At 66.1% G+C, this 23,765-nt stretch carries 22 protein-coding genes and 2 tRNA genes; 12 read left to right on the forward strand and 12 right to left on the reverse strand.

The genetic code is table 11. The annotated features are described in order from the left end of the window. The first annotated feature begins 30 nt into the window (after window positions 1-30). Window positions 31-1,161: a site-specific DNA-methyltransferase gene (locus AKG11_RS07745; RefSeq protein WP_023512584.1), complete on the forward strand. Its 1,131-nt coding sequence runs from the start codon at window positions 31-33 to the stop codon at window positions 1,159-1,161. Window positions 1,162-1,486: 325 nt separating this feature from the next. Here the strand turns inward: AKG11_RS07745 and AKG11_RS07750 are convergent, their stop codons facing one another. After that, window positions 1,487-2,104 (reverse strand): HAD family hydrolase, encoded by a 618-nt coding sequence (locus AKG11_RS07750; RefSeq protein ID WP_023516538.1) that lies wholly within the window; start codon window positions 2,102-2,104, stop codon window positions 1,487-1,489. After that, entirely contained in the window at window positions 2,101-3,198 is a 1,098-nt protein-coding gene (mutY, locus tag AKG11_RS07755; RefSeq protein ID WP_088016478.1) for an A/G-specific adenine glycosylase, read from the reverse strand. Before mutY ends, AKG11_RS07750 begins: the two co-directional genes overlap by 4 nt. A gap of 166 nt (window positions 3,199-3,364) precedes the next feature. Here mutY and AKG11_RS07760 point away from each other — a divergent pair, with 166 nt between their 5' ends. From AKG11_RS07760 to AKG11_RS35095, 4 genes are all read left to right on the forward strand, one after another. Next, on the forward strand, window positions 3,365-3,886 hold the full coding sequence (locus tag AKG11_RS07760; RefSeq protein WP_023516536.1) for a DUF721 domain-containing protein: 522 nt from the start codon (window positions 3,365-3,367) through the stop codon (window positions 3,884-3,886). A 193-nt stretch (window positions 3,887-4,079) separates the two neighbouring features. Next, window positions 4,080-4,910, forward strand: coding sequence for a DsbA family protein (locus tag AKG11_RS07765; protein ID WP_050743474.1), 831 nt, complete (start codon window positions 4,080-4,082; stop codon window positions 4,908-4,910). Between the two features lie 216 nt (window positions 4,911-5,126). Further along, window positions 5,127-8,591: a chromosome segregation SMC family protein gene (locus AKG11_RS07770; RefSeq protein ID WP_050743475.1), complete on the forward strand. Its 3,465-nt coding sequence runs from the start codon at window positions 5,127-5,129 to the stop codon at window positions 8,589-8,591. Between the two features lie 103 nt (window positions 8,592-8,694). Then, entirely contained in the window at window positions 8,695-8,841 is a 147-nt protein-coding gene (locus AKG11_RS35095) for a hypothetical protein (protein ID WP_037408656.1), read from the forward strand. A 10-nt stretch (window positions 8,842-8,851) separates the two neighbouring features. Here the strand turns inward: AKG11_RS35095 and AKG11_RS07775 are convergent, their stop codons facing one another. Next, on the reverse strand, window positions 8,852-9,046 hold the full coding sequence (locus AKG11_RS07775; RefSeq protein ID WP_050743476.1) for a hypothetical protein: 195 nt from the start codon (window positions 9,044-9,046) through the stop codon (window positions 8,852-8,854). A 61-nt stretch (window positions 9,047-9,107) separates the two neighbouring features. Between AKG11_RS07775 and ppdK the strand changes: the two genes are divergently transcribed. Further along, on the forward strand, window positions 9,108-11,774 hold the full coding sequence (gene ppdK / locus AKG11_RS07780; RefSeq protein WP_023516955.1) for a pyruvate, phosphate dikinase: 2,667 nt from the start codon (window positions 9,108-9,110) through the stop codon (window positions 11,772-11,774). Window positions 11,775-11,812: 38 nt separating this feature from the next. On the opposite strand, the gene AKG11_RS07785 is transcribed toward ppdK, so the two are convergent. Then, complete coding sequence (locus AKG11_RS07785) at window positions 11,813-12,070, reverse strand: hypothetical protein (protein WP_023516954.1); 258 nt, start codon at window positions 12,068-12,070, stop codon at window positions 11,813-11,815. A 202-nt stretch (window positions 12,071-12,272) separates the two neighbouring features. Then, a complete protein-coding gene (locus AKG11_RS07790) occupies window positions 12,273-12,656 on the reverse strand; it encodes a hypothetical protein (protein ID WP_088016479.1) in 384 nt (127 codons plus the stop codon). Window positions 12,657-12,914: 258 nt separating this feature from the next. On the opposite strand from AKG11_RS07790, the gene AKG11_RS07795 reads away from it, so the two are divergent. Next, entirely contained in the window at window positions 12,915-13,820 is a 906-nt protein-coding gene (locus AKG11_RS07795) for a DUF1499 domain-containing protein (RefSeq protein ID WP_050743591.1), read from the forward strand. A 31-nt stretch (window positions 13,821-13,851) separates the two neighbouring features. Here the strand turns inward: AKG11_RS07795 and AKG11_RS07800 are convergent, their stop codons facing one another. Then, complete coding sequence (locus AKG11_RS07800; protein WP_050743477.1) at window positions 13,852-14,796, reverse strand: MBL fold metallo-hydrolase; 945 nt, start codon at window positions 14,794-14,796, stop codon at window positions 13,852-13,854. Then, window positions 14,793-15,089, reverse strand: a complete 297-nt coding sequence (locus AKG11_RS07805) for a cupin domain-containing protein (RefSeq protein WP_023517389.1) — start codon at window positions 15,087-15,089, stop codon at window positions 14,793-14,795. The genes AKG11_RS07800 and AKG11_RS07805 overlap by 4 nt, the downstream gene beginning before the upstream one ends. A 226-nt stretch (window positions 15,090-15,315) precedes the next feature. Here AKG11_RS07805 and AKG11_RS07810 point away from each other — a divergent pair. Next, window positions 15,316-15,390, forward strand: a tRNA-Gln gene (locus AKG11_RS07810). 165 nt (window positions 15,391-15,555) lie between these two features. Further along, the gene (locus AKG11_RS07815) at window positions 15,556-15,996 is read left to right on the forward strand and encodes a DUF3597 domain-containing protein (protein ID WP_024271220.1); all 441 of its coding nucleotides are present in this window, start codon (window positions 15,556-15,558) and stop codon (window positions 15,994-15,996) included. Between the two features lie 186 nt (window positions 15,997-16,182). Here AKG11_RS07815 and AKG11_RS07820 read toward each other — a convergent pair whose 3' ends face one another. The 5 genes from AKG11_RS07820 to AKG11_RS07840 all read right to left on the reverse strand — a co-directional run bounded on the left by AKG11_RS07820 (window position 16,183) and on the right by AKG11_RS07840 (window position 19,736). Then, window positions 16,183-16,929, reverse strand: a complete 747-nt coding sequence (locus AKG11_RS07820) for a class I SAM-dependent methyltransferase (protein WP_050743478.1) — start codon at window positions 16,927-16,929, stop codon at window positions 16,183-16,185. A gap of 64 nt (window positions 16,930-16,993) precedes the next feature. After that, the gene (locus tag AKG11_RS07825; RefSeq protein ID WP_023514764.1) at window positions 16,994-17,329 is read right to left on the reverse strand and encodes a hypothetical protein; all 336 of its coding nucleotides are present in this window, start codon (window positions 17,327-17,329) and stop codon (window positions 16,994-16,996) included. Between the two features lie 233 nt (window positions 17,330-17,562). After that, on the reverse strand, window positions 17,563-18,939 hold the full coding sequence (locus AKG11_RS07830) for a M10 family metallopeptidase (protein ID WP_023514765.1): 1,377 nt from the start codon (window positions 18,937-18,939) through the stop codon (window positions 17,563-17,565). Between the two features lie 284 nt (window positions 18,940-19,223). Then, window positions 19,224-19,487, reverse strand: a complete 264-nt coding sequence (locus AKG11_RS07835) for a hypothetical protein (protein ID WP_023514766.1) — start codon at window positions 19,485-19,487, stop codon at window positions 19,224-19,226. 172 nt (window positions 19,488-19,659) lie between these two features. Next, window positions 19,660-19,736: transfer RNA gene (locus AKG11_RS07840), tRNA-Pro, on the reverse strand. Window positions 19,737-19,894: 158 nt separating this feature from the next. On the opposite strand from AKG11_RS07840, the gene AKG11_RS07845 reads away from it, so the two are divergent. The 3 genes from AKG11_RS07845 (at window position 19,895) to AKG11_RS07855 (ending at window position 23,673) form a co-directional block, all read left to right on the forward strand. Continuing rightward, the gene (locus tag AKG11_RS07845; RefSeq protein ID WP_050743479.1) at window positions 19,895-20,398 is read left to right on the forward strand and encodes an MgtC/SapB family protein; all 504 of its coding nucleotides are present in this window, start codon (window positions 19,895-19,897) and stop codon (window positions 20,396-20,398) included. A 214-nt stretch (window positions 20,399-20,612) separates the two neighbouring features. Beyond that, complete coding sequence (locus tag AKG11_RS07850) at window positions 20,613-22,343, forward strand: type I secretion system permease/ATPase (protein WP_023517089.1); 1,731 nt, start codon at window positions 20,613-20,615, stop codon at window positions 22,341-22,343. A 13-nt stretch (window positions 22,344-22,356) separates the two neighbouring features. Next, window positions 22,357-23,673, forward strand: a complete 1,317-nt coding sequence (locus AKG11_RS07855) for an HlyD family type I secretion periplasmic adaptor subunit (RefSeq protein WP_023517090.1) — start codon at window positions 22,357-22,359, stop codon at window positions 23,671-23,673. Window positions 23,674-23,765: the final 92 nt, after the last annotated feature.

A 23,765-nucleotide genomic window follows, 5' to 3' on the forward strand; every position in this document is an offset into this window, starting at 1 on the left:
GTTCCGAGTCAGCGTATCAGCGAGTATTCAATGCCATCTGTCCTTTCGCTTGCAGACGTCTCCCGTTCGCCCCGCAAGAGCGGCTGGCTCGACACGATCATCAAGGGGGACTGCGTCGCCGCGCTCGAGGCGCTTCCGGACCAGTCCGTCGACGTCATCTTTGCCGATCCGCCGTACAACCTGCAGCTTGGCGGTGCGCTGCACCGTCCCGACCAGAGCCTGGTCGACGCCTGCGACGACGAGTGGGACCAGTTCGCGTCCTTCGAGGCCTATGACGCCTTCACCCGCGCCTGGCTGCTCGCCTGCCGGCGCGTGCTGAAACCCGCTGGCACGATCTGGGTCATCGGCTCCTACCACAACATCTTCCGCGTCGGCGCGACCTTGCAGGATCTCAACTTCTGGATCCTCAACGACATCGTCTGGCGCAAGACCAACCCGATGCCCAACTTCAAGGGCCGCCGCTTCCAGAACGCGCACGAGACGATGATCTGGGCGACGCGCGATCCGAAGGCCAAGGGCTACACCTTCAATTACGACGCCATGAAGGCCGCCAACGACGACGTGCAGATGCGCTCGGACTGGCTGTTCCCGATCTGCAGCGGCGGTGAGCGCCTGAAGGGTGAAGACGGCAAGAAGGTGCATCCGACGCAGAAGCCTGAAGCATTGCTCGCCCGCATCCTGATGGCTTCCTCCAAGCCCGGCGACGTGGTGCTCGACCCGTTCTTCGGCTCCGGTACGACCGGCGCCGTCGCCAAGCGCCTCGGCCGCCACTTCGTCGGCATCGAGCGCGAGCAGGCTTATATCGACGCTGCCCGCGAGCGCATCGAGGCAGTCGAGCCGCTCGGCAGCGGAACCCTGTCGGTGATGAGCGGCAAGAAGGCCGAACCGCGCGTTGCCTTCAACACGCTGATCGAAAGCGGGCTGATCGCACCCGGCACGGTGCTCACCGATGCCCGTCGCCGCCACAGCGCCATCGTGCGCGCCGATGGTACGCTCGCCTCGGGCAACGACGCCGGCTCCATTCACCGCGTCGGCGCCAGGGTGCAGGGGCTCGATGCCTGCAACGGCTGGACGTTCTGGCACTATGCCGATGGCGCCGAGCTGAAGCCGATCGATGCGCTGCGTGCCGTCGTGCGCTCCGGCATGGCCGGCCTGGAATAGGCCGGCACCGAACTACCGTTTCTCCAGCTGCGGCCTCCGGTGTTCCCTGCACCGGGGGCTGTGGCTTTTTTGGGGGAGGGTCGTTCGGGTCGCGCCTCCCGATTTTCCACTGGCGCGATTCAGCGGATGTTAACCATCAATGGCTTAGTGTGATTTCGAAAGCACATCAGGCCAAGCAACGGAAATCGTTGCGGAAAGCCAGGGCCGATCAACCGGCCGGGCAGGCCGGATATCGCTTTTCCGGTTTTCGTACCTTCAGTCCCGGAAATGCGAAAACGCCCGGAGCCTTCTGGCTCCGGGCGTTTCGGTTTCTACCCTCTGCTGCTCAGAGCGCGATGCCATGCGCGGCAAGGTCTGCCTTCAGTTTTTCGGGGTCGGTGAACTGCACCGCGTTCCACCCGGCAAGGCGCGCTCCCTCGACATTGACCGGGGCGTCGTCGATGAAGAGCGTGTGGCCCGGCGAAAGACCGAAATCGCGCCTGTGTTTCTCGTAGATCGCAAGGTCGGGCTTGATGAGGCCGATTTCGCCGGAAACGGTCACGCCGCGCGGCATGTCGAGGAAGGGGAAGAGCTTGCGCGCCTCCTTGAACGTATCGGCGGCGAAATTGGTGAGCATGGTCACGTCACGGCCTTCGGCAATCAGCGTCTCCATGATCGCGACGCTCTCGACATAGGCATGCGAGACCATCTCGTGCCAGTGCTTGCGGAACGCCCGGATATGCTCTGCCCGGTCGGGATGCGCGTCGATCAGCAGGGCCTCGGCATCGCCCCAGGCGCGGCCGCGGTCCTGTTCGAGGTTCCAGTCATGGGTGCAGACATTGCTGAAGAACCAGTTGCGTTCGGCATCGTCGGGAATGAGGCGGGCATAGGGAATGTGCGGGTCGTAGTGGATCAGCACCCGGCCGATGTCGAAGACGATGTGTCGGATCTCGATGCTGCTCATGCTTTCCTCGCTGTTCGTCCAAACGCGTCGGGTATGGCCTGTTTTATTGCCTTCTTCATGACGGTCGGCAGCGCCTCGCCGTCAAGCGTTTCCCTGGCCTGCCACCATCCGTCGCCGCTCTGCGTCTGGCGCGGCAGCCTGGAGCGGTAGATGGAGAGGCGCAACTCGAAATGCGTAAAGACATGGGTGACGGTGCCACAGGCCTGCCAGTCGGCCGCAAAGGGTGCGGCGGCAAGGCCGGTCTCGCCGTCGATCCGTGCCGTCCAGCCGCTGCCCGGCACCTCCGTCATGCCGCCGAGAAGGCCGGTTTCCCCGCGCTTGCGCAGGAAGACCGCGCCCGTCTCGTCCTCGGCGACGAAGGCCGCACCGAGCCGCACGGGCTTTGCCTTCTTCGCCGTCTTGCGCGGATAGAGCTCCGGGTCGGCGTGCCCGAGCACGCGACAGCGTGCGTTCAGGGGACAGAGCGCGCAGGCCGGCCGGCGCGGGGTGCAGATCGTCGCGCCGAGGTCCATCATCGCCTGTGCGAAGTCGCCCGGCCGGTCCGCCGGCGTCATGGCGGCGACCAGCGCCCGCATCTCGGGTTTTGCCGCGGGCAGGGGCGTTTCGATGGCGTGGAGGCGGGAGATGACGCGCTCGACATTGCCGTCCAGCACCGCGCTCTTCCGGTTGAAGGCGATGGCGGCGATCGCTGCGGCCGTATAGTCGCCGATGCCGGGCAGCGCCTTCAGCCCGTCCTCGCTGTCGGGGAAGATCCCGCCATGCTGAAAGGCCACGGCTTCGGCGCATTTCTTGAGATTGCGGGCGCGGGCATAGTAGCCGAGGCCCGCCCAGGATTTCATCACGTCCTCCGTCTCGGCCTTCGCAAGGTCCGTGACCGTCGGCCAGCGGGTGGTGAAGAGCGCGAAATACGCCTTGACCGCTTGCACCGTCGTCTGCTGCAGCATCACCTCGGAAAGCCAGATGCGGTAGGGGTCGGGACGTTCGCCGCGCGCCGCCATCGGCGGGCTCACCCGCCAGGGCAAATCGCGGTGATGCCTGTCATACCAGGCAAGAACGAGATCGGCAGGCGCCGTGATGCGGGGAGCTTGGGTCATGATTGGCCTGAACGGGGTCGAAGCGACCCATGATGCGAACACAGCTCCGGACGCAAAACGCTCGCACACTTTTGCTGGAATTGCTCTATAACTGGCGAAGCAGGCGGCGATCTTCAAGTCGATTTTTCGCCGTAACAGGAATATTTTCCCGATCGGGAGCAGGCAAGTGAACACCAGCAAGGCGCCCCGGCGCGGCTATCGGCGAGGCGTCGTCCAGATCAGTGAAGTGGCCAACGGCCTCATCGACCCGGTGCTGGCAAAACGCGCCGGCATCAACACCATGCTGCTCGGCTCGTGGGACGAGATCGCGGGCGCGGAATTTGCCGAATGCACGCGACCGGAGCGTATCACCTGGCCGCGCCGCGCCTCCGAAATGGCGGGCGAGGGCGGCGGCCACCAGCCGGGCGTGCTGACGATCGCCTGCGAGGGCGCCCGCGCGCTCTTCCTCAGCCACCAGCAGGGCGAAATCATCCAGCGCATCAACGGCTTCTTCGGCTTTCCGGCCGTGAACCAGATGAAGATCGTGCAGAAGCCGGTCAGCCCCCATGCCAACCGCCGGCCGAAGCCGCGCCCTTTGACCGGCGCGGCCGCCCGCCATCTCGACGACCTCGTCGACGGCATCGAGGGCGATGCCCTGAAGGCGGCGCTGAAACGGCTCGGCACGGCCGTGCTCGGCCGGCGCCGCTAGTGCGGCCGAAAGCCTCGCTTTCGACCATCGAACGGTCACAATTCTTTGAAGTTACTTGCCTTAACTCCGCTTGTTCCCGCCCCAAAGCAGGTATAACGGGAGTGCCCATAGCAATTCCGGGGAATGCGCGAAGCAGCCTCCTTGGGACTTGCGTCAACGGATCCGAGAATTCCCATCCCCGACAGGAGAGACCATGTCCCTTTCCGAAATGAGCCTGATGAAGCGCCTCGCGACCGGCGTTGCCGTTGCGGCGCTCGCCGTGACGCTGGCTGCCTGCTCCGACGAGAAGAAGGAGGAGACCGCCAAGGCTCCTGAAACCAGCCAGACGACGACGGGCGAAAGCGCAAGCTCGACGCCGGCCACCTCCTCCGGAACGACGACGACCACGACGACCGAGACCGCCCAGGCGCCGGCCGCCGAGGCGAAGTCCGTCGAGGTGCCCACCGCCGACGGCGACGTGGACATGGCGGAAGTGATGAAGCCCGGCGCGCTGCCGGAAATGGCGCTCGGCGAAGCCAATGCCCCGGTCACCATCGTCGAATACATGTCGACGACCTGCCCGCATTGCGCTGCCTTCCACAACAACACCTTCGACGCGATCAAGACGAAGTATGTCGACAGCGGCAAGGTCCGCTTCGTCATGCGCGAGTTCCCGTTCGACCCGCGCGCGGCCGCCGCCTTCATGCTGGCGCGCTGCAAGCCGCAGAACCCGGCCGAGCTTTCGGACGCCTCGCAGTACTTCCCGATGATCTCCATGCTGATGAAGCAGCAGGAAACCTGGGCCGCAGCGCAGGATGGCCGCGAGGCGCTGCTGCAGATGTCGAAACTCGCCGGTTTTACACAGGAGAGCTTCCAGGCCTGCTTGACGAACCAGAAGCTTCTGGATGATGTGAATGCGGTGCGCGAACGCGGCGCCAAGGAATTCGGCATCGCGGCGACGCCGACCTTCCTGATCAACGGCAAGCGCTATTCGGGGGACATGTCGGTTGACACCATGTCGGCCCTCATCGACAGCATGCTCTGACCCTTCGACCGGATTTCTGGCGGGCGACGGCGGAAGCCGTGCGCCCGCTTTTTGCATTGTGATTGATCAGACTGCGTTGCCCCTCATCCCCATGTCGGGACCTTCTCCCCGCAGGCGGGGAGAAGGAGGGATACGGCGAGCCCATCGTTCCTCGCCCCGCTTGCGGGGAGAGGATGCCGGCAGGCAGGTGAGGGGCATCCCGCGCAGGTGCGCCGCATGAAATTCACCAAACTCCGCCTGCTCGGCTTCAAATCCTTCGTAGAACCCACCGAATTCATCATCGAGCGGGGCCTGACCGGCGTCGTCGGGCCGAACGGCTGCGGCAAGTCGAACCTCGTCGAGGCGCTGCGCTGGGTGATGGGGGAGAATTCCTACAAGAACATGCGCGCGTCCGGCATGGACGACGTCATCTTCTCCGGCTCCGGCAACCGCCCGGCGCGCAACACCGCCGAAGTCGGCCTCTATCTCGACAATTCCGACCGCACGGCCCCCGCCGCCTTCAACGGCGAGGACGAGATCCAGGTGTCCCGCCGTATCGAGCGCGAGAACGGCTCGATCTACCGCATCAACGGCAAGGAAGCGCGCGCCAAGGATGTGCAGCTGCTCTTTGCCGACGCCTCCACCGGTGCCCGCTCGCCCTCCATGGTCGGGCAGGGCCGCATCGGCGAACTCATACAGGCCAAGCCACAGGCGCGCCGCCAGCTGCTCGAAGAGGCGGCCGGCATTTCGGGCCTGCATTCGCGCCGCCACGAAGCGGAGCTGCGCCTGCGCGCCGCCGAAACCAACCTCGAACGGCTCGACGACGTCACCTCGCAGCTCGAAAGCCAGATCGAGAGCCTGAAGCGCCAGTCGCGCCAGGCGAACCGCTTCAAGGCGCTTTCCGCCGATATCCGCCGCCATGAGGCGATGTTGCTGCACATCCGCTGGGCGCAGGCGAAAGAAGCCGAGGCCGAGGCCGACAGCCAGCTCAACCAGGCAACCTCGCTCGTTGCCGAGCGCGCCAATGCCCAGATGCAGGCGGCCAAGGAGCAGGCTGTCGCCAGCCTCAAATTGCCGGAGCTGCGCGAGAACGAGGCAAAACTCGCCGCCGCGTTGCAGCGCCTGCAGATCGCCCGCGCGCAGCTCGAAGAGGATTCCGCCCGGCTGTTGCGCCGGCGTGACGAGCTGACACGCCGGCTTGCCCAGCTTGCCGAGGACATCATCCGCGAGGAACGCATGGTGGCCGACAATGCCGCCGTGCTGGAACGCCTGACCGCCGAGGAAGACGAGATCGCCGAGATCCTCGCCGAGGCCGACGAGCGCACCGTCGGCGCCCGCGAGACGATGGACGCTGCGGCCGCGAAACTTTCCGGCAGCGAGGCCGCGCTTGCCTCTGTCACCGCCGAGCGCGCCGAAGCGCAGGCCTCGCGCAACCAGCTTGAAAAGGCGATTCGCGACCTTGCCGAACGTCATCTGCGCCTCGGCCAGCAGCACGCCGCCCAGGCGCGTGAACTCGAGGAGATGGACGCCCGCATCGCCGCGCTGCCCGACCCGGAAGAACGCCGCGCAGCCGTGCAGTCCGCCGAGGAGGTGCTCGAGGCGGCCGGCGAAATGCTCGTCGCCGTCGAAGAGGCACTGGAGGAGGCGCGTTTTGCCGAATCCGCCCTGCGCGGTCCGGTCGATACCGCCCGCGCCCGGCTTGCCGGCATCGAGACGGAAGCCCGCACGATCCGGCGCATGCTGGAGGCCGGCAGCACCGGTGGCTCCTTCCCGCCGGTCGTCGAGGCGGTCGACGTCGACCGCGGCTATGAGACGGCGCTCGGCGCGGCGCTTGGCGACGACCTCGATTCGCCCGCTGACAACTCGGCCCCCGTTCATTGGCGCCTGTCCGGCGACGCATCCGGCGACGCGCCCCTGCCGAAGGGCGTGCCGGCGCTGATCGATCATGTCCGTGCGCCCGACGTGCTGGGCCGCCGCCTTTCCCAGATCGGTATTGCCGGCAGCGCGGAGGAGGGGCTGTCCCTGTTGCCGCAGCTCAAGGCCGGCCAGCGGCTCGTCACCCGCGAGGGCGCGGTCTTCCGCTGGGACGGCCATGTCACCGGTGCCGATGCGCCGAGCGCCGCCGCGCTCCGCCTCGAACAGAAGAACCGCCTTGCCGAGCTCGAAGCCGAGATGGAAGACGCGCGCGCCGCGCTCGGCGGTGCGGAAGCCGACCTTTCGCGTGCCGGCGAGACCATCCGTGCCGAAACGCAGCGCCAGCAGCAGGCGCGCGAGGCCCAGCGCACCGCCACCCGCGCCCTTGCCGAGGCACGCGAGGGGCTGGAGGCGGCCGAACGGGCCTCCGGTGATCTCATCCGCCGCAGGGCGGTGCTCTTCGAAACCGGCGCGCAGATCGAGGCACAGGTGGAAGAGGCCGCCGTCTCGCTGGAGGATGCCCGTGCGGCGCTGGAGGAGGCGCCCGATCTTGCCGATCTCGACCTGCGCCTTCGCGCCCACACGATGGATGTCGCGACCGACCGGGCGACGCTGGCCGAAGCGCGCGCCGGCCATGACGGGCTTGCCCGCGAAATGGCCGATCGCCGCCGGCGCCTGATGTCGATCTCTGCCGAGCGCGAGACATGGCGGAGCCGCGCCGCCAATGCCGAGAACCATATCGCCACCCTGCGCGAGCGCGAAGCCGAGGCGCATGAGGAGATGGAGGAGCTGGCCGAGGCGCCCGACGAGATCGAGGACAAGCGCCGCGAACTCCTGACCGGCCTCAGCAATGCCGAGGCTGCCCGCCGCGAGGCCGCCGATGCCCTGCAGGAGGCGGAAAACCGCCAGCGCGAGGCCGACCGCACGGCCGCCACCGCGCTCTCGCAGCTTGCCGAATCCCGCGAGATCCGGGGCCGTACGGAAGAACGCCTCGTCTCCGCCCGCGAGCGCCGCGTCGAGGGCGAGGCGCGCATCCGCGAGGCGCTGAACTGCGCCCCGCACGAGGCCCTGCGGCTGACCGGCCATCCCGCCGGCAGCCCGCTGCCCGATCCGCGCGAGCGCGAACGGGATCTCGATCGCCTGAAGATGGAGCGCGAACGGCTCGGCGCGGTGAACCTGCGTGCCGAGGAGGAGCAGCGGGAGCTGACCGAAAAGCTCGAGGCGCTCGTCGCCGAACGCGAGGACATCATCGAGGCGATCCGCAAGCTGCGCTCGGCGATCCAGAGCCTCAACCGCGAAGGCCGCGAGCGGCTTTTGGCCGCCTTCGACGTGGTCAACGTGCAGTTCCAGCGCCTCTTCACTCATCTCTTCGGCGGCGGCACGGCCGAGCTTCAGCTCATCGAGAGCGACGACCCGCTCGATGCCGGCCTCGAAATCCTCGCCCGCCCGCCGGGCAAGAAGCCGCAGACCATGACGCTGCTCTCCGGCGGTGAGCAGGCGCTGACGGCCATGGCCCTGATCTTCGCCGTCTTCCTCACCAATCCGGCGCCGATCTGCGTGCTCGACGAGGTGGACGCCCCGCTCGACGACCACAATGTCGAGCGCTACTGCAACCTCATGGACGAGATGGCGGCCTCCACCGAGACCCGTTTCGTCATCATCACGCACAATCCCATCACCATGGCCCGCATGAACCGCCTCTTCGGCGTCACCATGGCCGAACAGGGCGTCTCCCAGCTCGTCTCCGTCGACCTGCAGACGGCCGAGCAGCTGCGCGAGGCGTCGTAGCCGTTCCTCTTTTTGGACGGTGACGCAGCGGAACAAACACCCCTCTCATGCATTGAACAGCGCCTGCCGTTCCCGCAGGATCTTGTGCAATTGGGGATCAAACGTGAGCAGAGACGCACTTTACATGATCATCGGCGCCCTCGTCGTCGTGGTGGCCGGGTTTTCCTATTATGCCTGGCAGCAGGAGAAGAAGCCTGACGGCGTCGAGATCCGTCTGGACCAGCAGGGGCTTTCCATCGAGGGGAATTGAAGCCGTTTTTTCACCGGGGCTTGTCCGCCGTCTTCGAGATGCGAAAACACTCCCGCAGTTCTTTCGCCGCAGTTCCGGCAAAGGCGCCCCGCTCTTTGTTGGAATTGCTCAAGCCGTGTTCCCGCTGGGGCACGGCTTTTATTTGGCTCTCGTAATGTTGCATTGCCGTCGCAAATTTGATGCGTTGCAACAAAAAACGCGTCATGCCGCGTTTTCAACAAGATGCAGTTCATGTAGATTGTCAGGACGCATATGGGGAGGCGTGCATGAACAAGTGGGTCTATACCTTTGGGGGAGGCCGCGCCGAAGGCAGCGCGGGCGATCGCAACACGCTCGGCGGCAAGGGCGCGAACCTCGCCGAAATGTGCAATCTCGGCCTGCCGGTGCCGCCCGGGCTCACCATCGTCACCTCCGCCTGCAACCACTATTACGACAACGGCCGCCGGCTGCCGGACGATCTGAAGGACCAGGTCCGCACTGCGCTTCGCCAGATGGAGGGCATCACCGGCCGCCTCTTCGGCGACATGACGAAGCCGTTGCTGCTTTCCGTGCGCTCCGGTGCGCGCGCCTCCATGCCGGGCATGATGGACACGGTCCTTAACCTCGGTCTCAACGACCGCACGGTGGAGGCGCTTGGCCATGATGCCGGCGATGCGCGTTTTGCCTGGGACAGCTACCGCCGCTTCATCCAGATGTATGGCGACGTCGTCATGGGGCTCGACCACGAGGTCTTCGAGGAGATCCTGGAGGACGAGAAGGGCCGGCTCGGGCACGAGCAGGATACCGAGCTCTCGGCCGTCGAATGGCAGCACGTTATCGCCCGCTACAAGGAGACGATCGAGGAGGAGCTGGGCGAAGCGTTCCCGCAGGATCCTGAAGTCCAGCTTTGGGGCGCGATCGGCGCCGTCTTCGCGAGCTGGATGAACGCGCGCGCGGTGACCTATCGCACGCTGCACAACATTCCCGCCGTCTGGGGCACGGCCGTGAATGTTCAGGCCATGGTCTTCGGCAATCTCGGCAATTCCTCCGCCACGGGCGTCGCCTTCACGCGCAACCCCTCGACGGGCGAGAACAAGCTCTACGGCGAATTCCTCGTCAATGCCCAGGGCGAGGATGTCGTCGCCGGCATCCGCACGCCGCAGAACATCACCGAGGAGGCGCGCATCGCCTCCGGCTCCGACCGTCCGTCGCTTGAAAAGCTGATGCCGGAGGCCTTTGCCGAGTTCCGCGGCATCTGCGACCGGCTGGAGCGGCATTACCGCGACATGCAGGACCTCGAATTCACCATCGAGCGCGGCAAGCTCTGGATGCTGCAGACCCGCTCGGGCAAGCGCACGGCCAAGGCCGCGCTGAAGATCGCCGTCGACATGGCGACGGAAGGCCTGATCAGCGAGGGCGAAGCCGTCGCGCGCATCGATCCCGCCTCGCTCGACCAGCTTCTGCACCCGACCATCGATCCGCGCGCACGGCGCGACGTCATCGGCTCCGGCCTGCCGGCTTCGCCGGGCGCGGCGACCGGCGCGATCGTCTTCACCTCGGAAGACGCCGTCGCGGCGCAGGAGGAGGGCCGCAGGGTCATTCTCGTGCGCATCGAGACGAGCCCGGAAGACATTCACGGCATGCATGCCGCCGAAGGCATCCTCACCACCCGCGGCGGTATGACCAGCCATGCGGCCGTCGTCGCCCGCGGCATGGGCACGCCGTGCGTGTCCGGCGCGGGCACGCTGCGCGTCGATCTGCGCAACGAGCTTCTCGTCGCCCATGGCGTGACGCTGAAGAAGGGCGACGTCATCACCATCGATGGCTCCTCCGGCCAGGTGCTGAAGGGCGAGATCCCCATGCTCCAGCCGGAACTGTCGGGCGATTTCGGCCGCATCATGGAGTGGGCCGACCGCACGCGCCGCATGAAGGTGCGCACCAATGCCGAGACGCCGGCGGATGCCCGCGCGGCGCGCTCCTTCGGCGCGGAGGGCATCGGCCTCTGCCGCACCGAGCACATGTTCTTCGAAGGCAGCCGCATCAATGTGATGCGCGAGATGATTCTCGCCGAGGATGAAGCCGGTCGCCGCGCCTCGCTGGCGAAACTCCTGCCCATGCAGCGCTCCGATTTCGCCGAACTGTTCGAGATCATGCACGGTCTGCCGGTGACGATCCGCCTGCTCGATCCGCCGTTGCACGAGTTCCTGCCGAAGAGCGACGAGGAGATCGCCGAAGTGGCGACCGCCCTTGCCATCGAGGAGGCGGCGCTGCGCCGGCGCGTCGATACGCTGCACGAGTTCAATCCCATGCTCGGCCACCGCGGCTGCCGCCTCGCCATCTCCTATCCGGAAATCGCCGAGATGCAGGCGCGCGCCATCTTCGAGGCCGCCGCGGAGGCGGCCAAGACGACCGGTGCGGCCGTCGAGCCGGAGATCATGGTGCCGCTCGTCGGCCTCAAGGCGGAGCTGGATTACGTCAAGGCCCGCATCGAGGCGGTCGCCAAGGCGGTGATCGCGGAAACCGGCGTCGCCATCGACTATCTCGTCGGGACGATGATCGAGCTGCCGCGCGCCGCCCTTCGCGCCCATGTCATCGCCGAATCGGCCGAGTTCTTCTCCTTCGGCACCAACGACCTGACGCAGACGACCTTCGGCATTTCACGCGACGACGCCTCGGCGTTCCTGTCGACCTATATCCAGAAGGGCATCGTCGAGCAGGACCCGTTCGTGCAGCTTGACTTCGACGGGGTGGGCGAGCTCATCCGCATCGCCGCCGAGCGCGGCCGGAGCACGCGCAACGACCTGAAGCTCGGCATCTGCGGTGAGCATGGCGGCGACCCGGCCTCGATCCATTTCTGCGAGGAGGCCGGGCTCGACTATGTCTCCTGTTCGCCCTTCCGCGTGCCGATCGCCCGGCTTGCCGCAGCGCAGGCGGCGTTCAACGGCAAGGCCTGACGACCGCTGTGCTGTGTCTCGCTTCGGCTGGAAAGGCTCTAGCGCCGCCGAACGGGCACATAGATATAGGTCGGCCGATCCCACATCGGAGATTGCAGGCGCGCCGCGCGGAAGTCCGCGCGCCGGTCGAGCTCGATACGCTGCAGGCATTCGGCAAAGGCGTCCGTGCCCGGGCGAAAACCGTAGGACCGGCACTTGGCCTCGTCATTGGCGCGCACTTCGGCAGCCGTCTGGCAGCCGGCGAGGAAAAGGGCGGTGGCGGCGAGGGCGGCGAAACGAAGAAGCATCTTGGGCATGCGGGCTCCGGCGAACTGTTGCGCGCCATGGATAGGCCCGTCGGCGCGCCGCGGCAAGGGCTTCCGGCAATCTCCACCCGGGCGGAGGGCGCCGGGGCCGTCCCCAAGCCGGCCGTGCGCGAGGGTGCAGCCGCCTTGCGGCAATGGCAGTCGTGCAGTCAGGATCCCGAAGCGCAGTGGCGACCCGGTCGCGGCCTTGTACCTAGATGCGTTGCAGCACGTCCACGAAGGCATCGGCGAATCGCTTGAGGTCCTTCGTCGTCTCGTCGGGCGCCTCCACGCGAATGGCGGTCCCCTCCGCATCGAGCAGCGCGAAGACCACGGCGAGCGCGCCACCCTCGCCCTGCGGCACGCGCAGCGCGGCGATGCGCCGGCAATCCTCGGCAAGGCCGGAGGCGGGCAGGTCGAAAAGGAAGTCACCGCCCAGTTGGCCGGCGGCGGTGCGCACGGCCTCGGCAAAGCCAGCCTCGTCGCCGGAAAAGCCGTCGAGCGACAGTTCGAGCTCCAGAAGCTCCAGGGGGAGGGCGGGTTCGCCCGTGGGCGCGGTGATAGCGGTGTCGGCGGCCGTCTGCGTCGGCAACATCATCTTGCTCCTTGGTCTACCCCCGTTCGTAAACCGTCGTTAACGAGCGTGGCGAATTTGCGGCACGCAAGGATTTTTGCCGCTCTGCCGCATGTTGTCCCCGGCCAGGAGGTCGCATGGCGCGGTGGGCGGTGCTTCAGGTTTCCGTAGAACCTGAACGGTACGCCGCAATGTCTTAAATCGATTCCGGTTTCGGCAAATTTGCAGTAGGAAAAGGACGCGGCAGCGAGCGCCGCGCGCGCATCCGGTGAGGCCATGGCAATCACGATCCAGTACGAACGGCCCGTTTCGCATGCGGCGCACTGGGCGCGGCGCATGGCGCTGTTTTCCTGTCTGCTGTTCGTCGCCGTCGTGCTGTCGCATCGTTTCGGCCCGCTCACCACGCCGCACTTCCTGGCGCTGGCCGGCTTTTCCGCCGCCATGGCCGTCCTTGCCATGCTGCTGGCGGCGATCGGTCTCGCGCGGCTCTGGCATGTCGGCGCGCGCGGCGGCAAGGCGGCGCTGATGGCGCTGCTGCTCTGCCTGCTGCCGCTCGGTTTCACCGGTGCTGCCGCCTATGCCTATTTTTACAAGCCGGCGCTCTACGACGTGACGACGGATACGGCCGCCGCCCCGCCCTGGCTTGCCGAGCCCGCCGCCGAGCAGGACTGGCTGCCGCGCATCGGCCCGGTCGGCCCGCGCGACCGCGCGGTGCAGCTCGAGGCCTATCCCGGCCTTTCGGGCCGCCGTTACGACGGCGCGCTCGACCGTGTCTACCAGGGGGTGCGCAAGGTCGCCGCCGCCTATGGCATTACCATTACCGCCGAGGACGGGCTCGACAACATCCTCGCCGACCTCGAAGACCTCGTCGTCGATCCGGCCAAGGTGGCCAAGAGCCAGGAAGCGCTGGGTGACGTGCCGATCCCCGAGGCGCGCCCGCTGGATACGCCGCTTCTTCCCCGCATCGGCGGCCCCGGCGACGTTCTCTTGCAGGGGGAGTGGCGCTCGCCGGTCTTCGGCTTCCGCTTCGATCTTGTCATCCGCCTGCGCGAGGAGGCGGAGACGACGCTTGTCGACATGCGCGCCGCATCGCGTTACGGCCCGCACGATCTCGGCATTGGCGCGGAATTGGTCGAAGGCTACCTGAAGGCGCTCGACGCCGAGCTCCTGGGCATTGCCGGCGACTGAGGCCCTTCGATCCGCCGCTGTGTCGAAAACCTCAGAGGCCGGGGGCGGGGAAATAGAGCCCCTTCAGCGCAGGCGGGCCTTCCGTGACCACCTCGCCGCGCGCGACGAGGTCCTCTAGATGCGCCAGCACGGAAAGAGCCGCCGCGCCATGCAGGCGCGGATCGGTTTCGCGGTAGATCACCTTCACCATGTCCGCAATCAGCCGGTCGCCGGCGCGCACACGCTCGCGCACGGCCCGCTCGCGCATGCGCCGGTGGGTCCTCAGCCCACGCAGGAAGGCCGCCGGCTCGGTGACGGGGCCGCCATGGCCGGGCAGGTAGAGCCGGTCGTCGCGCTCCAGAAGCCGTTCGAGGGAGGCCATGTAGTCCGCCATGGCGCCATCCGGCGGCGCCACGATGGTGGTCGCCCAGGCCATGACATGGTCGGCGGAAAAAACGATGCCATCGGGCCCGTCGAGCGCGAAGGCGGCATGGTTGGCGGTATGGCCGGGGGTGAGCAGTGCCGTCAGCGCCCAGCCGTCGCCCGCCACGCTCTCGCCATGGCCAAGCGCGATATCGGGCACGAAGTCCACGTCCGCGCTTTCCGCAAAGGGATTGCTCTCGCCGGCATGCAGCGGCCGTGCGGCGCGGTGCGGCCCTTCCGCGACGATGATCGCGCCCGTCTCCGCCTTCAGCCGGCGGGCGAGCGGCGAGTGGTCGCGGTGCGTATGGCTGACGGCGATGTGGGTCACGTCGCGCCCGGCGAGTGCCCGCATCAGCGCCGCAAAATGCGCTTCGTCCTCGGGGCCGGGGTCGATCACCGCCACCGAGCGGTCGCCGACGATGTAGCTGTTGGTGCCGTGGAAGGTGAAGGGGCCCGGATTGTTGACGGTGATGCGCTGCACGCGCGTCGCCACGGGCACGGCCTCGCCATGGGCGGGCTTGAATTCGAGGTCGAACCGCGGCGCTTCCCGGCCAGTGTCGCTTGCCGTCGTCACTTGTATTCGATCTCGATGAAGCTCATCGGCGCGTCGCCGCCATTGACGACATTGTGTGCCACGCCCGCCTCGCGCCGGTAGACGGCGCCCGTCTTGGTGTGCACCCGCCGGTCGCCGGTCTCCTCCTCGATCAGGAAGTCGCAATCGGTCATCGGCACGACGACATAACCGAGCCCGTGCACATGATGGCCGGTATCGGCGCCCGGTTCGAAATCCCAGCGCGTGACACGCACGACGGCATCGTCGAGGAGAACGGTGGGTACGGCCGGCGGGCGGGCGCGGAACTGGGGCATGGCGGGCTCCTCACGGGAAAGGGCAGGGCGGGGAGAGCCCGGCCGGTGCCGGACGCCCGCCGAAAGGCGATCGTTCGACCGGACCCTATCGCCGCCTCGCGCCCCTGCCAAGCACCAAGCGGCAGTTCGTCGCCATTCGCACGTACCGCCCGGAGAATAATCACCCCGAACCGGAAGTTAAGCATTGTCCATGCCGCCCGCCTTTGCTATCAGGCTTGCGCCGTGTTGGGGCGTCGCCAAGCGGTAAGGCACCGGTTTTTGGTACCGGCATTCCCAGGTTCGAATCCTGGCGCCCCAGCCACGGCTTTCCCCATGGATTCATCTGCGCTGCAGGACTGGTGATAGCCAGGCCGGCGACCCGCATCGTTTCTCCCTCTCCATGCGCAGCTTTCATTGAAATGAAGAGCGGCGCCTCTATGTTGGTCTTGCCGAGTCAGAGCCGGTAGAGATCAACAGGGAGCAAGACATGGGTATCTTCAGTTCCATCAAGGAAAAGCTTTTCGGCAAGGCAGAGGAAAAGCCGGCGGAAACCATCACGGCCGAAGCCGTGAAGCCGGCAACCGCGGATGTTTCCGCCACGCCGGCGGCCGGCAGCGAAACGGTGGCGAAAACGACCGGAAGCCAGCCCGCCGTCGCCACGCCGAGCCAGCCGGTGGACGTCGCCGCGGTCCTCGACGCGGCCGTTGCCAAAAATGGCCAGAAGCTCGACTGGCGCCGCTCCATCGTTGACATGATGAAGGCCCTCGGCATGGATGCCAGCCTCAAGGAGCGCAAGGAGCTGGCCGACGAGCTCGGCTATACCGGCGACAAGAACGATTCCGCCAGCATGAACATCTGGCTGCACAAGGCCTTGCTGAAGGCCCTCGCCGAAAACGGCGGCAAGGTGCCTGCCGATCTGCTGGACTGATCGAAAGCAGACACCCGCCGGCAAAGCCTGGCGGGTGTCTTGAACAGGCCGCCTGCATCGCATGTCCCACGCAGGGCGCCGTCGTTGTCAGGCACGCGCGTCGGCCTTCCGAACGCCCACAGCCCGTCATCCCGCCCTGAACGGTGGCTAGAGCGTTGCCGGTGAACCCATGTTCACCGAAGATGCCTAGGCAAGCCCGCCCAGCGGGATCAGTTCCGGTGCGTCCGGCTGCCAGTCGTTTCCTTCCCAGTCCCCGAGCCAGCGCTCCACGCGAAGGCCTGCCCCGGCGATAAGCGTCTCCAGCTCCGCCTTTTCGGGAAAGGCGATGCGGGAGGCGGCGGAGAGGCGTTTTCGGGTGGCGCGGATCTCGTAGTGGGTGCCGTAGGTGACGATGCCCGTCGCGGCATCGTGGGCGACGTCGTTCCAGGCGGCGACGGGACCGAAGCGGGGATGATCGACGAGGCGCATCGACGCCTCCGGCCCCCACTCCTCCCATTCCCGGCAGGCGGGGTTGCGGCTGTCGAAGACGAAGCGGCCGTCGGGCGCTAGATGCGCGGCGATGGTCGCGAGGACCGCGGCGCGATCTTCCCGCGTCAGGAAGACCTGGAAGGCATGGCCGGTCAGCACGACCAGCGCGAAGCGGCGGCCGAGCCGCAGCGTACGTGCGTCGCCCTCGACGAAGTCGACGCCTTCGGCACCAGGCTTTCCGCGGGCGATGGCGAGCATGGCCGGGGCCGGATCGACACCGACCACCGTGCGGCCGCCGGCGAGTGCAACGGCAAGCGCGCCCGTGCCGCAGCCAAGATCCAGCACGCTCGCCGCCCCTTCCGCCAGTGTTTTGCAACAGGCGAAATCCGGCGAACGCTCCCAGCCGTTTTCCAGGTCGTAGAAATCGGCAAGCTCCGGGTCGTGGTAGAGGCGGTCTTCGTCCATGGTGTGCTCCAAGAAAAAGGCCGCGTTTTCGCGCGGCCTTGGAGAGGGTTGGTCGGGCCGCCGCTTACGACGCCGCGTCGAGAACCTTCTCGCAATGGGTCGGGCCGCCCTTCGGATCGACGCGGTCGCCGACGGCGCGGATGGTGTTGATCCGGTAGGCCTCGCTCACCGCCAGCTCCACGGTGCAGGACTTGCCCTTCACGAAGCCGCCGCGCCACTTGTAGAGCGTCGTGCCGCCCGCGCCGGCCGTGTCGGAGATCGGCGGGCCATAGGCCGCGAAGAAGCTGCCGGCGGTCTTGCCGTTCCAGCGGGCCTGCAACGGGTTGGACGCGACGGAGACGGTGGTGCATCCGGCGAGGGCAAGCGCGACGCCTGCCAGAATTGCAATGCGGGAGTTCATGGGTGCCATTTCCTTGGGGCTTTGGTGCGGCCGCGAATGTGAGCCTGGCACCGCCATAGCGCAGCGCGCCGAAAAGGGGAATCGCCGCCGCGCCAACTTTGCCGTCGTCCCCAGCGAAGACGTCTCAAACGTGCGGATTTGCAACAGTTTGCGGTGCGGCGGCAACCGCCTGCGAAGAGGACCCGGCGGTTTCGCACCGGGCCCCCGCGCACCGGGCCCCCGCGCAGCGGGTGTCACAGAAGGAAGTCGCCCTTGTCGAGATTGCTGAGGCTGAACTTCTTGAGGATCAGGACGTCGTTGCCGCCGAGCTCGATATGCACGTCGCTGCCGACCTGATCGGCCTTGGCCAGCACCTTGTTGACGCTGGAGAAATTGTAGGAGCGCAGGTCGATATCGTCGACATTGTTCTTGAAGTCGGTGATCGTGTCGCGGCCGTAACCCTTCTTGAAGATGAAGATGTCCGAGCCCTTGCCGCCGGTCAGCGTGTCGTTGCCCGTGCCGCCGGCAAGCTTGTCATTGCCGGCCGCGCCCTTGAGCGTGTCGCTGCCGCCATTGCCGATCAGGTAGTTCTTGCCCTGGTTGCCGAGGATCGTGTCGTTGCCCGAGCCGCCCTTGGCGTTCTCGATGAGCGAACGCAGGTCGCCGTTGAAGAGCAGCGCGTTGAAGATGTTGCCGCGGGCATAGCCGTCGTTCGGCCCGCCGCCGAGATAGCCGAGCTGGGTCTTGCTGAACATGGAATAGGCGCCAGGACGCAGATCGATCTCGACGCCCGTCTTGTAGGCGCTGAGGTCGTAGGTGTCGGTGCCGCCGCCATCCCAGACCGTGGCGAAGATGCGGTCGCCGCCGGCATCGATGGCGACCTTGCCGTTGACGAAGGTATCGCCGCTGCCCGGCTTCCACTTGTAGACGGTCGCACCCTTGTTCGTCGTGTAGTCCGCGCCATACATGTGCTGCAGCGCGTAGATATCGGCCATCATGAAGGTCTGCGGACCGCCGAACTCTTCGTACTGATAGCCGCTGGCATTGTCGCCGACGAAGGAGTTGTAGGTCATCACCGAGTATTCGGGACTGTTCCATTCGCTCTGGATCGCACCGAACGTATCGGTTTCATGGGCATGCTTCAGGCCGAGCGCATGGCCGAGTTCGTGGACGAGCGTGTGCCAGGCGTAGTTGCCGGCCTTCGGCGTGCGGTAATCGTTGATGGTGCCGGCATATTCCGTGCTGAACCAGATGTCGCCGCCGGTGGCGCCGGTGTCCGGGTAGTAGGCGTGGGCGGTCGGTTTGGCATCGTCCGACTGGGCGAAGCGCAAGATCGCGGTGCTGGTCGTGCCGGCAGAAAAATTCAGGTTGGTGAACCCTTCGACGGAGAAACCGTCATTCGCACCGCCCCCGAAGCTCTTCTCCATGATGAAGAGTGCGGCGTTCTTCTGCATGGCCGAGACGGCCCCGAAATTGTTGTCGGGCTCGCCGCTATAGGAGTAGCTGCTCGTCGATGTGGGGAAGGCATAGGTGACGCCGGTGCCGCCCCAGGCGAAGCCGCTGAGAACGGAATCGACGAATTGTGATCCCGTCGCGGTGACTGTCTTGGTGAGTTTGCCCGTTCCCGTCATTGCTGTACTCCTTCAAGCAGAGTTCGTGTGTTGTCGTTTTCGGGCGCGTATCGTCACCGCCGGCGTGCATCGTTGCAGCTTCGGATCGGCCCCCGCCGTGAGTCCATGGCATCTTATGGCGGCAAGACGTTCATGCAAGAAGCCTTATTCACGAGCGGAAGAACAAATTTGGTCGTATGTGCGCTTTTCGTGCCCGCCTTGCCTGCCCGTCGCCGGAAAAGCCCCGCCCGCAACCGCGGTGGGGTGTTTTCGGCGCTGGGGAGGGTGCGGTTGGCCGGCTGCCGTCAATGCGTCGTCGGCACGTCGTCGTCTTCGAGGAACGACTGGATGCCGTCGCGGGCGACGGTCGCGAGAAATTCGTCGAAGGCTTCCCGGTCCGTGGCGAAGGGCTCGTCCCATTCGAAGAGATCTTCCTTCTCCGTGACGACCTCCAGCTTCCAGTCCTCTTGCGTTCCGGCCGGGCGGAAGATGTCGACGAGGACCGTGACGCCGTCCTCGGTATATTCGCCGGACAGTTCGGAATGCTCGAGCTTGGGTTTCTTGGCCATGGTCTTCCTCGACGGTGAATCCGGGCAATGTTCGCGAAGCCGGACCGTTATCCTATCTTGATGAAGATCGCAAAGCCGCGCGGGATGCTGCGACCGGTCTGCTGGGCTTAGGAGGATTTTTTTTTGGGATTCGGGAGAATGTCAGAACCGCCTGAATTTCAGGGGTTCGAGCTGGTCGGAGTGGAGTGATTCGAACACTCGACCCCCACGTCCCGAACGTGGTGCGCTACCAGACTGCGCTACACTCCGTGACCAGCGGCGCCTCTATAGAACAGGCTTTTCGTTTCGACAAGCGCAAAATATCAAAAAAATTCGCACTGTTGGGGAAAGTGCCGGAAGGCCGGGAATTTTTTGTTCCGGGCATGTGGATGGTGGGAACCGGCGCTCGGTTTTTGCGTTTGCGCGCCATGGAACAGATCATCGCCGACCTCTTTCCGCGCACAGCGGTGCCCTATCCCGTGCTCCTCGCCCGCCTGACGGGGGCGATCCTGCTCGGTGCGGTGATCGGGGCGGAGCGGGAATACCGCGCCCACGCCGCGGGGCTGCGCACCCATATCCTCGTGGCGCTGGCCGCGTGCGTCTTCGCCATCCTCTCCATCGAAAGCGTGCACATGACGGGTTTTTCCGATGATCAGGTGCGCATCGATCCGCTGCGCGTCATCGAGGCCGTCACCTCGGGCGTCGCCTTCCTGGCCGCGGGCATGATCGTGTTTTCACGGGGCGAGGTGAGGGGGCTGACGACGGGGGCGGGCATGTGGCTTGCCGGTGTCGTCGGGCTTTCGGTTGGCCTCGGCTACTGGTTCGTGGCGGTCGTTGCGACCGTTGCGTGTTTCGTCGTTCTCTTCATTCTCGCCAAGATCGAGATTGGCAGCGATGCGCAGGACGAGCCGACACGGAACAAGGAAACGTGACCGTTCAGGTTATGTTTTGATCATTTCATCGGAATTCTGTTGATTTGCGAATAAATCGGGCCCTATACCGTCTTCAAACGAGGACGCGCGCAAGGATGCGGGCGGCCCCCGCATCCGGCCTGTCGCGGCGGAGCGGTCGAGTGGCCCTTCGCCGCCCGGATGATGGTCGTCCCATCGGCCAGCCTCCGGCGTCGATCTTTAAAGAGACATTGTCATGCGTCCATCGGGCAAGGCCGGTGTAGAGGAACTCAGAGCCGCGCTGAAGTCGAGCGCTGCGGGCTTCCTTGCCATAGGGCTCTTCAGCTTCTTCGTGAACCTGCTCGTGCTGACCGGGCCGCTCTTCATGCTGCAGATCTACGACCGGGTGCTCTCCTCCCGCTCGGAAGCGACGCTGGTGGCGCTGACGGGGCTGATCATCGGCCTCTATCTCGTCATGGGCGTGCTCGACCATATCCGCAGCCGCGTCGCCGCGCGCATCGGCGCCCGCTTCCAGGCCCGCTTCGACAAGCGCGTCTTCAACGCCGTGCTCGACCGCACGAACCTGCACGCCCAGGGCATTTCCACCGTCACCGGCATGCGCGATCTCGATTCGATCCAGAAGGTGCTCTCCTCGCCCGCGCTCTTTACGGTCTTCGACATTCCGTGGACGCCTTTCTTCCTCTTCGTCATCTTCACCTTCCATCCCTGGATGGGCATGCTCGGCGTCGTCGGCGGCCTCATTCTCGTCGGGCTCACCTGGCTCAACCAGAACGGCACGAAGGAAGACCAGGAGCGGGCGATGATCGCCGGCCGGCTCAGCGACGAGATGACCCAGACGCTGCAGAAAGAGAGCGACACGGTGCGCGCCCTCGGCATGCGCCGCGCGGTGGCCGGCCGCTGGCAGCTCCTGCGCGACAAGGCGCTCGAGGCCAACATCCGCTATTCGGACAGCAACGGCTTTTATTCCATCAGCTCGAAGACCTTCCGCGTCTTCCTGCAGTCGGCGATCCTCGCGCTCGGCGCCTATCTGGTGCTGCAGAACGAGATCACTGCCGGCGCGATGATCGCAAGTTCCATCATCATCGGGCGGGCACTGGCACCCATCGAGGGTGCGATTGGCCAGTGGTCGCTCATCCAGCGTGCCATGCAGGGCTGGCGCAACCTTTCCCAGCTGCTCGCGCGCGTGCCGGAGGAAGACGCGCGCACCGCGCTGCCGAAGCCGCGCGCCGTCCTCGAGGTCGAGCAGGTAACGGTCGTGCCGCCCGGCGAGCAGGTCGCAACGCTCCGCATGCTGAACCTGGAGCTGCATCCGGGCCAGGCGCTCGGCGTCATCGGCCAGAGCGCCTCCGGCAAGTCGACGCTCGCCCGCGTGCTGACCGGCATCTGGCCGCCGGCCGCCGGCAAGGTGCGCCTCGACGGCGCCTCGCTGGAACAGTACGGCACGGATGGCCTTGCCGACCATGTCGGCTACCTGCCGCAGGATGTCGTGCTGTTCGAAGGGACGGTGGCGGAAAACATCGCGCGCATGGCGCTCGATCCCGATCCGGTCAAGGTGGTGGAGGCGGCCAGGAAGGCCGGTGCGCACGACATGATCCTGCGCCTGCCCGACGGCTACGATACCAAGCTGCCGGCTATGGGCGGACGTCTTTCCGGTGGCCAGAAGCAGCGCGTCGGCCTCGCCCGCGCGCTCTATGGCGATCCGGTGCTGGTCGTGCTCGACGAGCCGAATTCCAATCTCGATGCCGAGGGCTCGATGGCGCTCAACCTTGCCATCCGCAACATGAAGGCGGAGGGCAAGTCCGTCGTCATCATGGCGCATCGCCCGGCGGCGATCGAGGAGTGCGAGCTCATCCTCATCATGGAAAACGGCCAGCGCCTGGCCTTCGGCCCGCGCGACGACGTGTTGCGGGCGCATCTGCGCAACCACACGCAGGTCGTCGCCGGCACCGGCGGCAGCAACAAGTAAGGGTTTTGAAGCCATGGTTCGGGAAACGGGTGCCAAGGACAAGAAGTGGACCAGCCGCGGTTACGCGATCGCCGGCTATGCGACGGTCTTCGTGCTGCTCGGCGGCATGGGCGCCTGGGCCGCGCTGACGCGCATCAACGGCGCGGTCGTCGCCGGCGGCATCATCGAGGTCGCCAGCAACCGCCAGATCGTGCAGCACCTGACGGGCGGCGTGGTCGGCGATATCCGCGTCAAGGAAGGTGATGCCGTGAAGGCGGGCGACGTGCTGATGCGCCTCGACGACACCTTCGACCGCTCCGAGCTTGCCGTCATCGAAGGCCAGCTCTTCAGCCTGCTCGGCACGGCGGCGCGCCTGCAGGCGGAGCAGGACGAGAAGACCGAGATCAGCTTCGATCCCGAACTGCTCAAGGCCGTTGCCACCGATCCGGAGGCGGCTGAAATCGTCGCCGGCCAGAAGCGGCTGATGGCTGCCCGCGCCGAAACGCGCGGCAAGCAGGCCGGCCAGCTTCAGGAGAAGAAGGCGCAGATCGCCAAGCAGAACGAGGGCCTGGAAAGCCGCATCAAGGCGCTGGAAACCCAGCTCGGCCTGATCGGCAAGGAGCTGGAGGCCCAGAACAAGCTGCTCGCCCAGTCGCTGACCAATGCCAGCCGCGTGCTGGCGCTGCAGCGGGAAGAGGCGGAAATCCTCGGCACGATCAGCCAGGCCCGCGCCAATATCGCGGAAAATGCCGGCCGCGTTGCCGAGATCGAGATCGCCATCCTCAACATCCATTCGACGGTGCGCGAGGAAGCGACGACAGCGCTGCGCGAGATCGAGGCGAAGGTCGCCGAGCTCAAGGAAAACCGCAACGCCAAGCTGGAGACGCTGAGCCGCATGGACATCACCGCGCCGATGGCCGGCGTCGTGCTCGGCATGCAGGTCCACGCGCTGCGCTCGGTCATCCGCCCGGCCGACCCGCTGCTCTACATCATCCCGCAGGAGCAGGACCTCATCATCACCACGCAGATCTCGCCGACGCAGATCGATCAGGTCCATATCGGCCAGAAGGCGCATATCCGCTTCGCCGCCTTCGATCACCGCTCGACGCCGGAAATCTTCGGCCATGTGACGAAGGTCGCCGCCGACGTGCTCGCCGACCAGCGCACCGGCGCCACCTACTACAAGGCGGAGATCAAGCCGGACAGCGGCGAGATGGCCAAGCTCGGCGACAAGCACGTCATGCCGGGCATGCCGGTGGAAACCTTCATTCAGACCTCCGAGCGCTCGCCGCTGGAATATCTGGTGAAGCCGCTCGCCGACTATTTCGCCAAGGCATTCCGGGAGAGATGAATCGGTCGGGAAGTGGAGAGAAGGCGTAATTTTCGGTAAATTTAGCGGGTTGAAACATTCGTCCCCGAGGCGTAGGGCGAGCGGAAGAACAA

This window comes from Shinella sp. SUS2, from assembly GCF_001262505.1.
Classification (GTDB): Bacteria; Pseudomonadota; Alphaproteobacteria; order Rhizobiales; family Rhizobiaceae; genus Shinella.

What these genes read in the sequence shown, in the direction of transcription:
- AKG11_RS07855 (WP_023517090.1), top strand. Translation starts at nt 22,357, where the DNA reads ATGGTTCGGGAAACGGGTGCCAAGGACAAGAAGTGGACCAGCCGCGGT.
- AKG11_RS07835 (WP_023514766.1), bottom strand. Translation starts at nt 19,487, where the DNA reads ATGGCCAAGAAACCCAAGCTCGAGCATTCCGAACTGTCCGGCGAATAT.
- mutY (WP_088016478.1), bottom strand. Translation starts at nt 3,198, where the DNA reads ATGACCCAAGCTCCCCGCATCACGGCGCCTGCCGATCTCGTTCTTGCC.
- AKG11_RS07790 (WP_088016479.1), bottom strand. Translation starts at nt 12,656, where the DNA reads ATGATGTTGCCGACGCAGACGGCCGCCGACACCGCTATCACCGCGCCC.
- AKG11_RS07830 (WP_023514765.1), bottom strand. Translation starts at nt 18,939, where the DNA reads ATGACGGGAACGGGCAAACTCACCAAGACAGTCACCGCGACGGGATCA.
- AKG11_RS07775 (WP_050743476.1), bottom strand. Translation starts at nt 9,046, where the DNA reads ATGACGCGTTTTTTGTTGCAACGCATCAAATTTGCGACGGCAATGCAA.
- AKG11_RS07745 (WP_023512584.1), top strand. Translation starts at nt 31, where the DNA reads ATGCCATCTGTCCTTTCGCTTGCAGACGTCTCCCGTTCGCCCCGCAAG.
- AKG11_RS07850 (WP_023517089.1), top strand. Translation starts at nt 20,613, where the DNA reads ATGCGTCCATCGGGCAAGGCCGGTGTAGAGGAACTCAGAGCCGCGCTG.
- AKG11_RS07805 (WP_023517389.1), bottom strand. Translation starts at nt 15,089, where the DNA reads ATGCCCCAGTTCCGCGCCCGCCCGCCGGCCGTACCCACCGTTCTCCTC.
- AKG11_RS07785 (WP_023516954.1), bottom strand. Translation starts at nt 12,070, where the DNA reads ATGCCCAAGATGCTTCTTCGTTTCGCCGCCCTCGCCGCCACCGCCCTT.
- AKG11_RS07820 (WP_050743478.1), bottom strand. Translation starts at nt 16,929, where the DNA reads ATGGACGAAGACCGCCTCTACCACGACCCGGAGCTTGCCGATTTCTAC.
- ppdK (WP_023516955.1), top strand. Translation starts at nt 9,108, where the DNA reads ATGAACAAGTGGGTCTATACCTTTGGGGGAGGCCGCGCCGAAGGCAGC.
- AKG11_RS07815 (WP_024271220.1), top strand. Translation starts at nt 15,556, where the DNA reads ATGGGTATCTTCAGTTCCATCAAGGAAAAGCTTTTCGGCAAGGCAGAG.
- AKG11_RS07765 (WP_050743474.1), top strand. Translation starts at nt 4,080, where the DNA reads ATGTCCCTTTCCGAAATGAGCCTGATGAAGCGCCTCGCGACCGGCGTT.
- AKG11_RS07750 (WP_023516538.1), bottom strand. Translation starts at nt 2,104, where the DNA reads ATGAGCAGCATCGAGATCCGACACATCGTCTTCGACATCGGCCGGGTG.
- AKG11_RS07770 (WP_050743475.1), top strand. Translation starts at nt 5,127, where the DNA reads ATGAAATTCACCAAACTCCGCCTGCTCGGCTTCAAATCCTTCGTAGAA.
- AKG11_RS07845 (WP_050743479.1), top strand. Translation starts at nt 19,895, where the DNA reads ATGGAACAGATCATCGCCGACCTCTTTCCGCGCACAGCGGTGCCCTAT.
- AKG11_RS07825 (WP_023514764.1), bottom strand. Translation starts at nt 17,329, where the DNA reads ATGAACTCCCGCATTGCAATTCTGGCAGGCGTCGCGCTTGCCCTCGCC.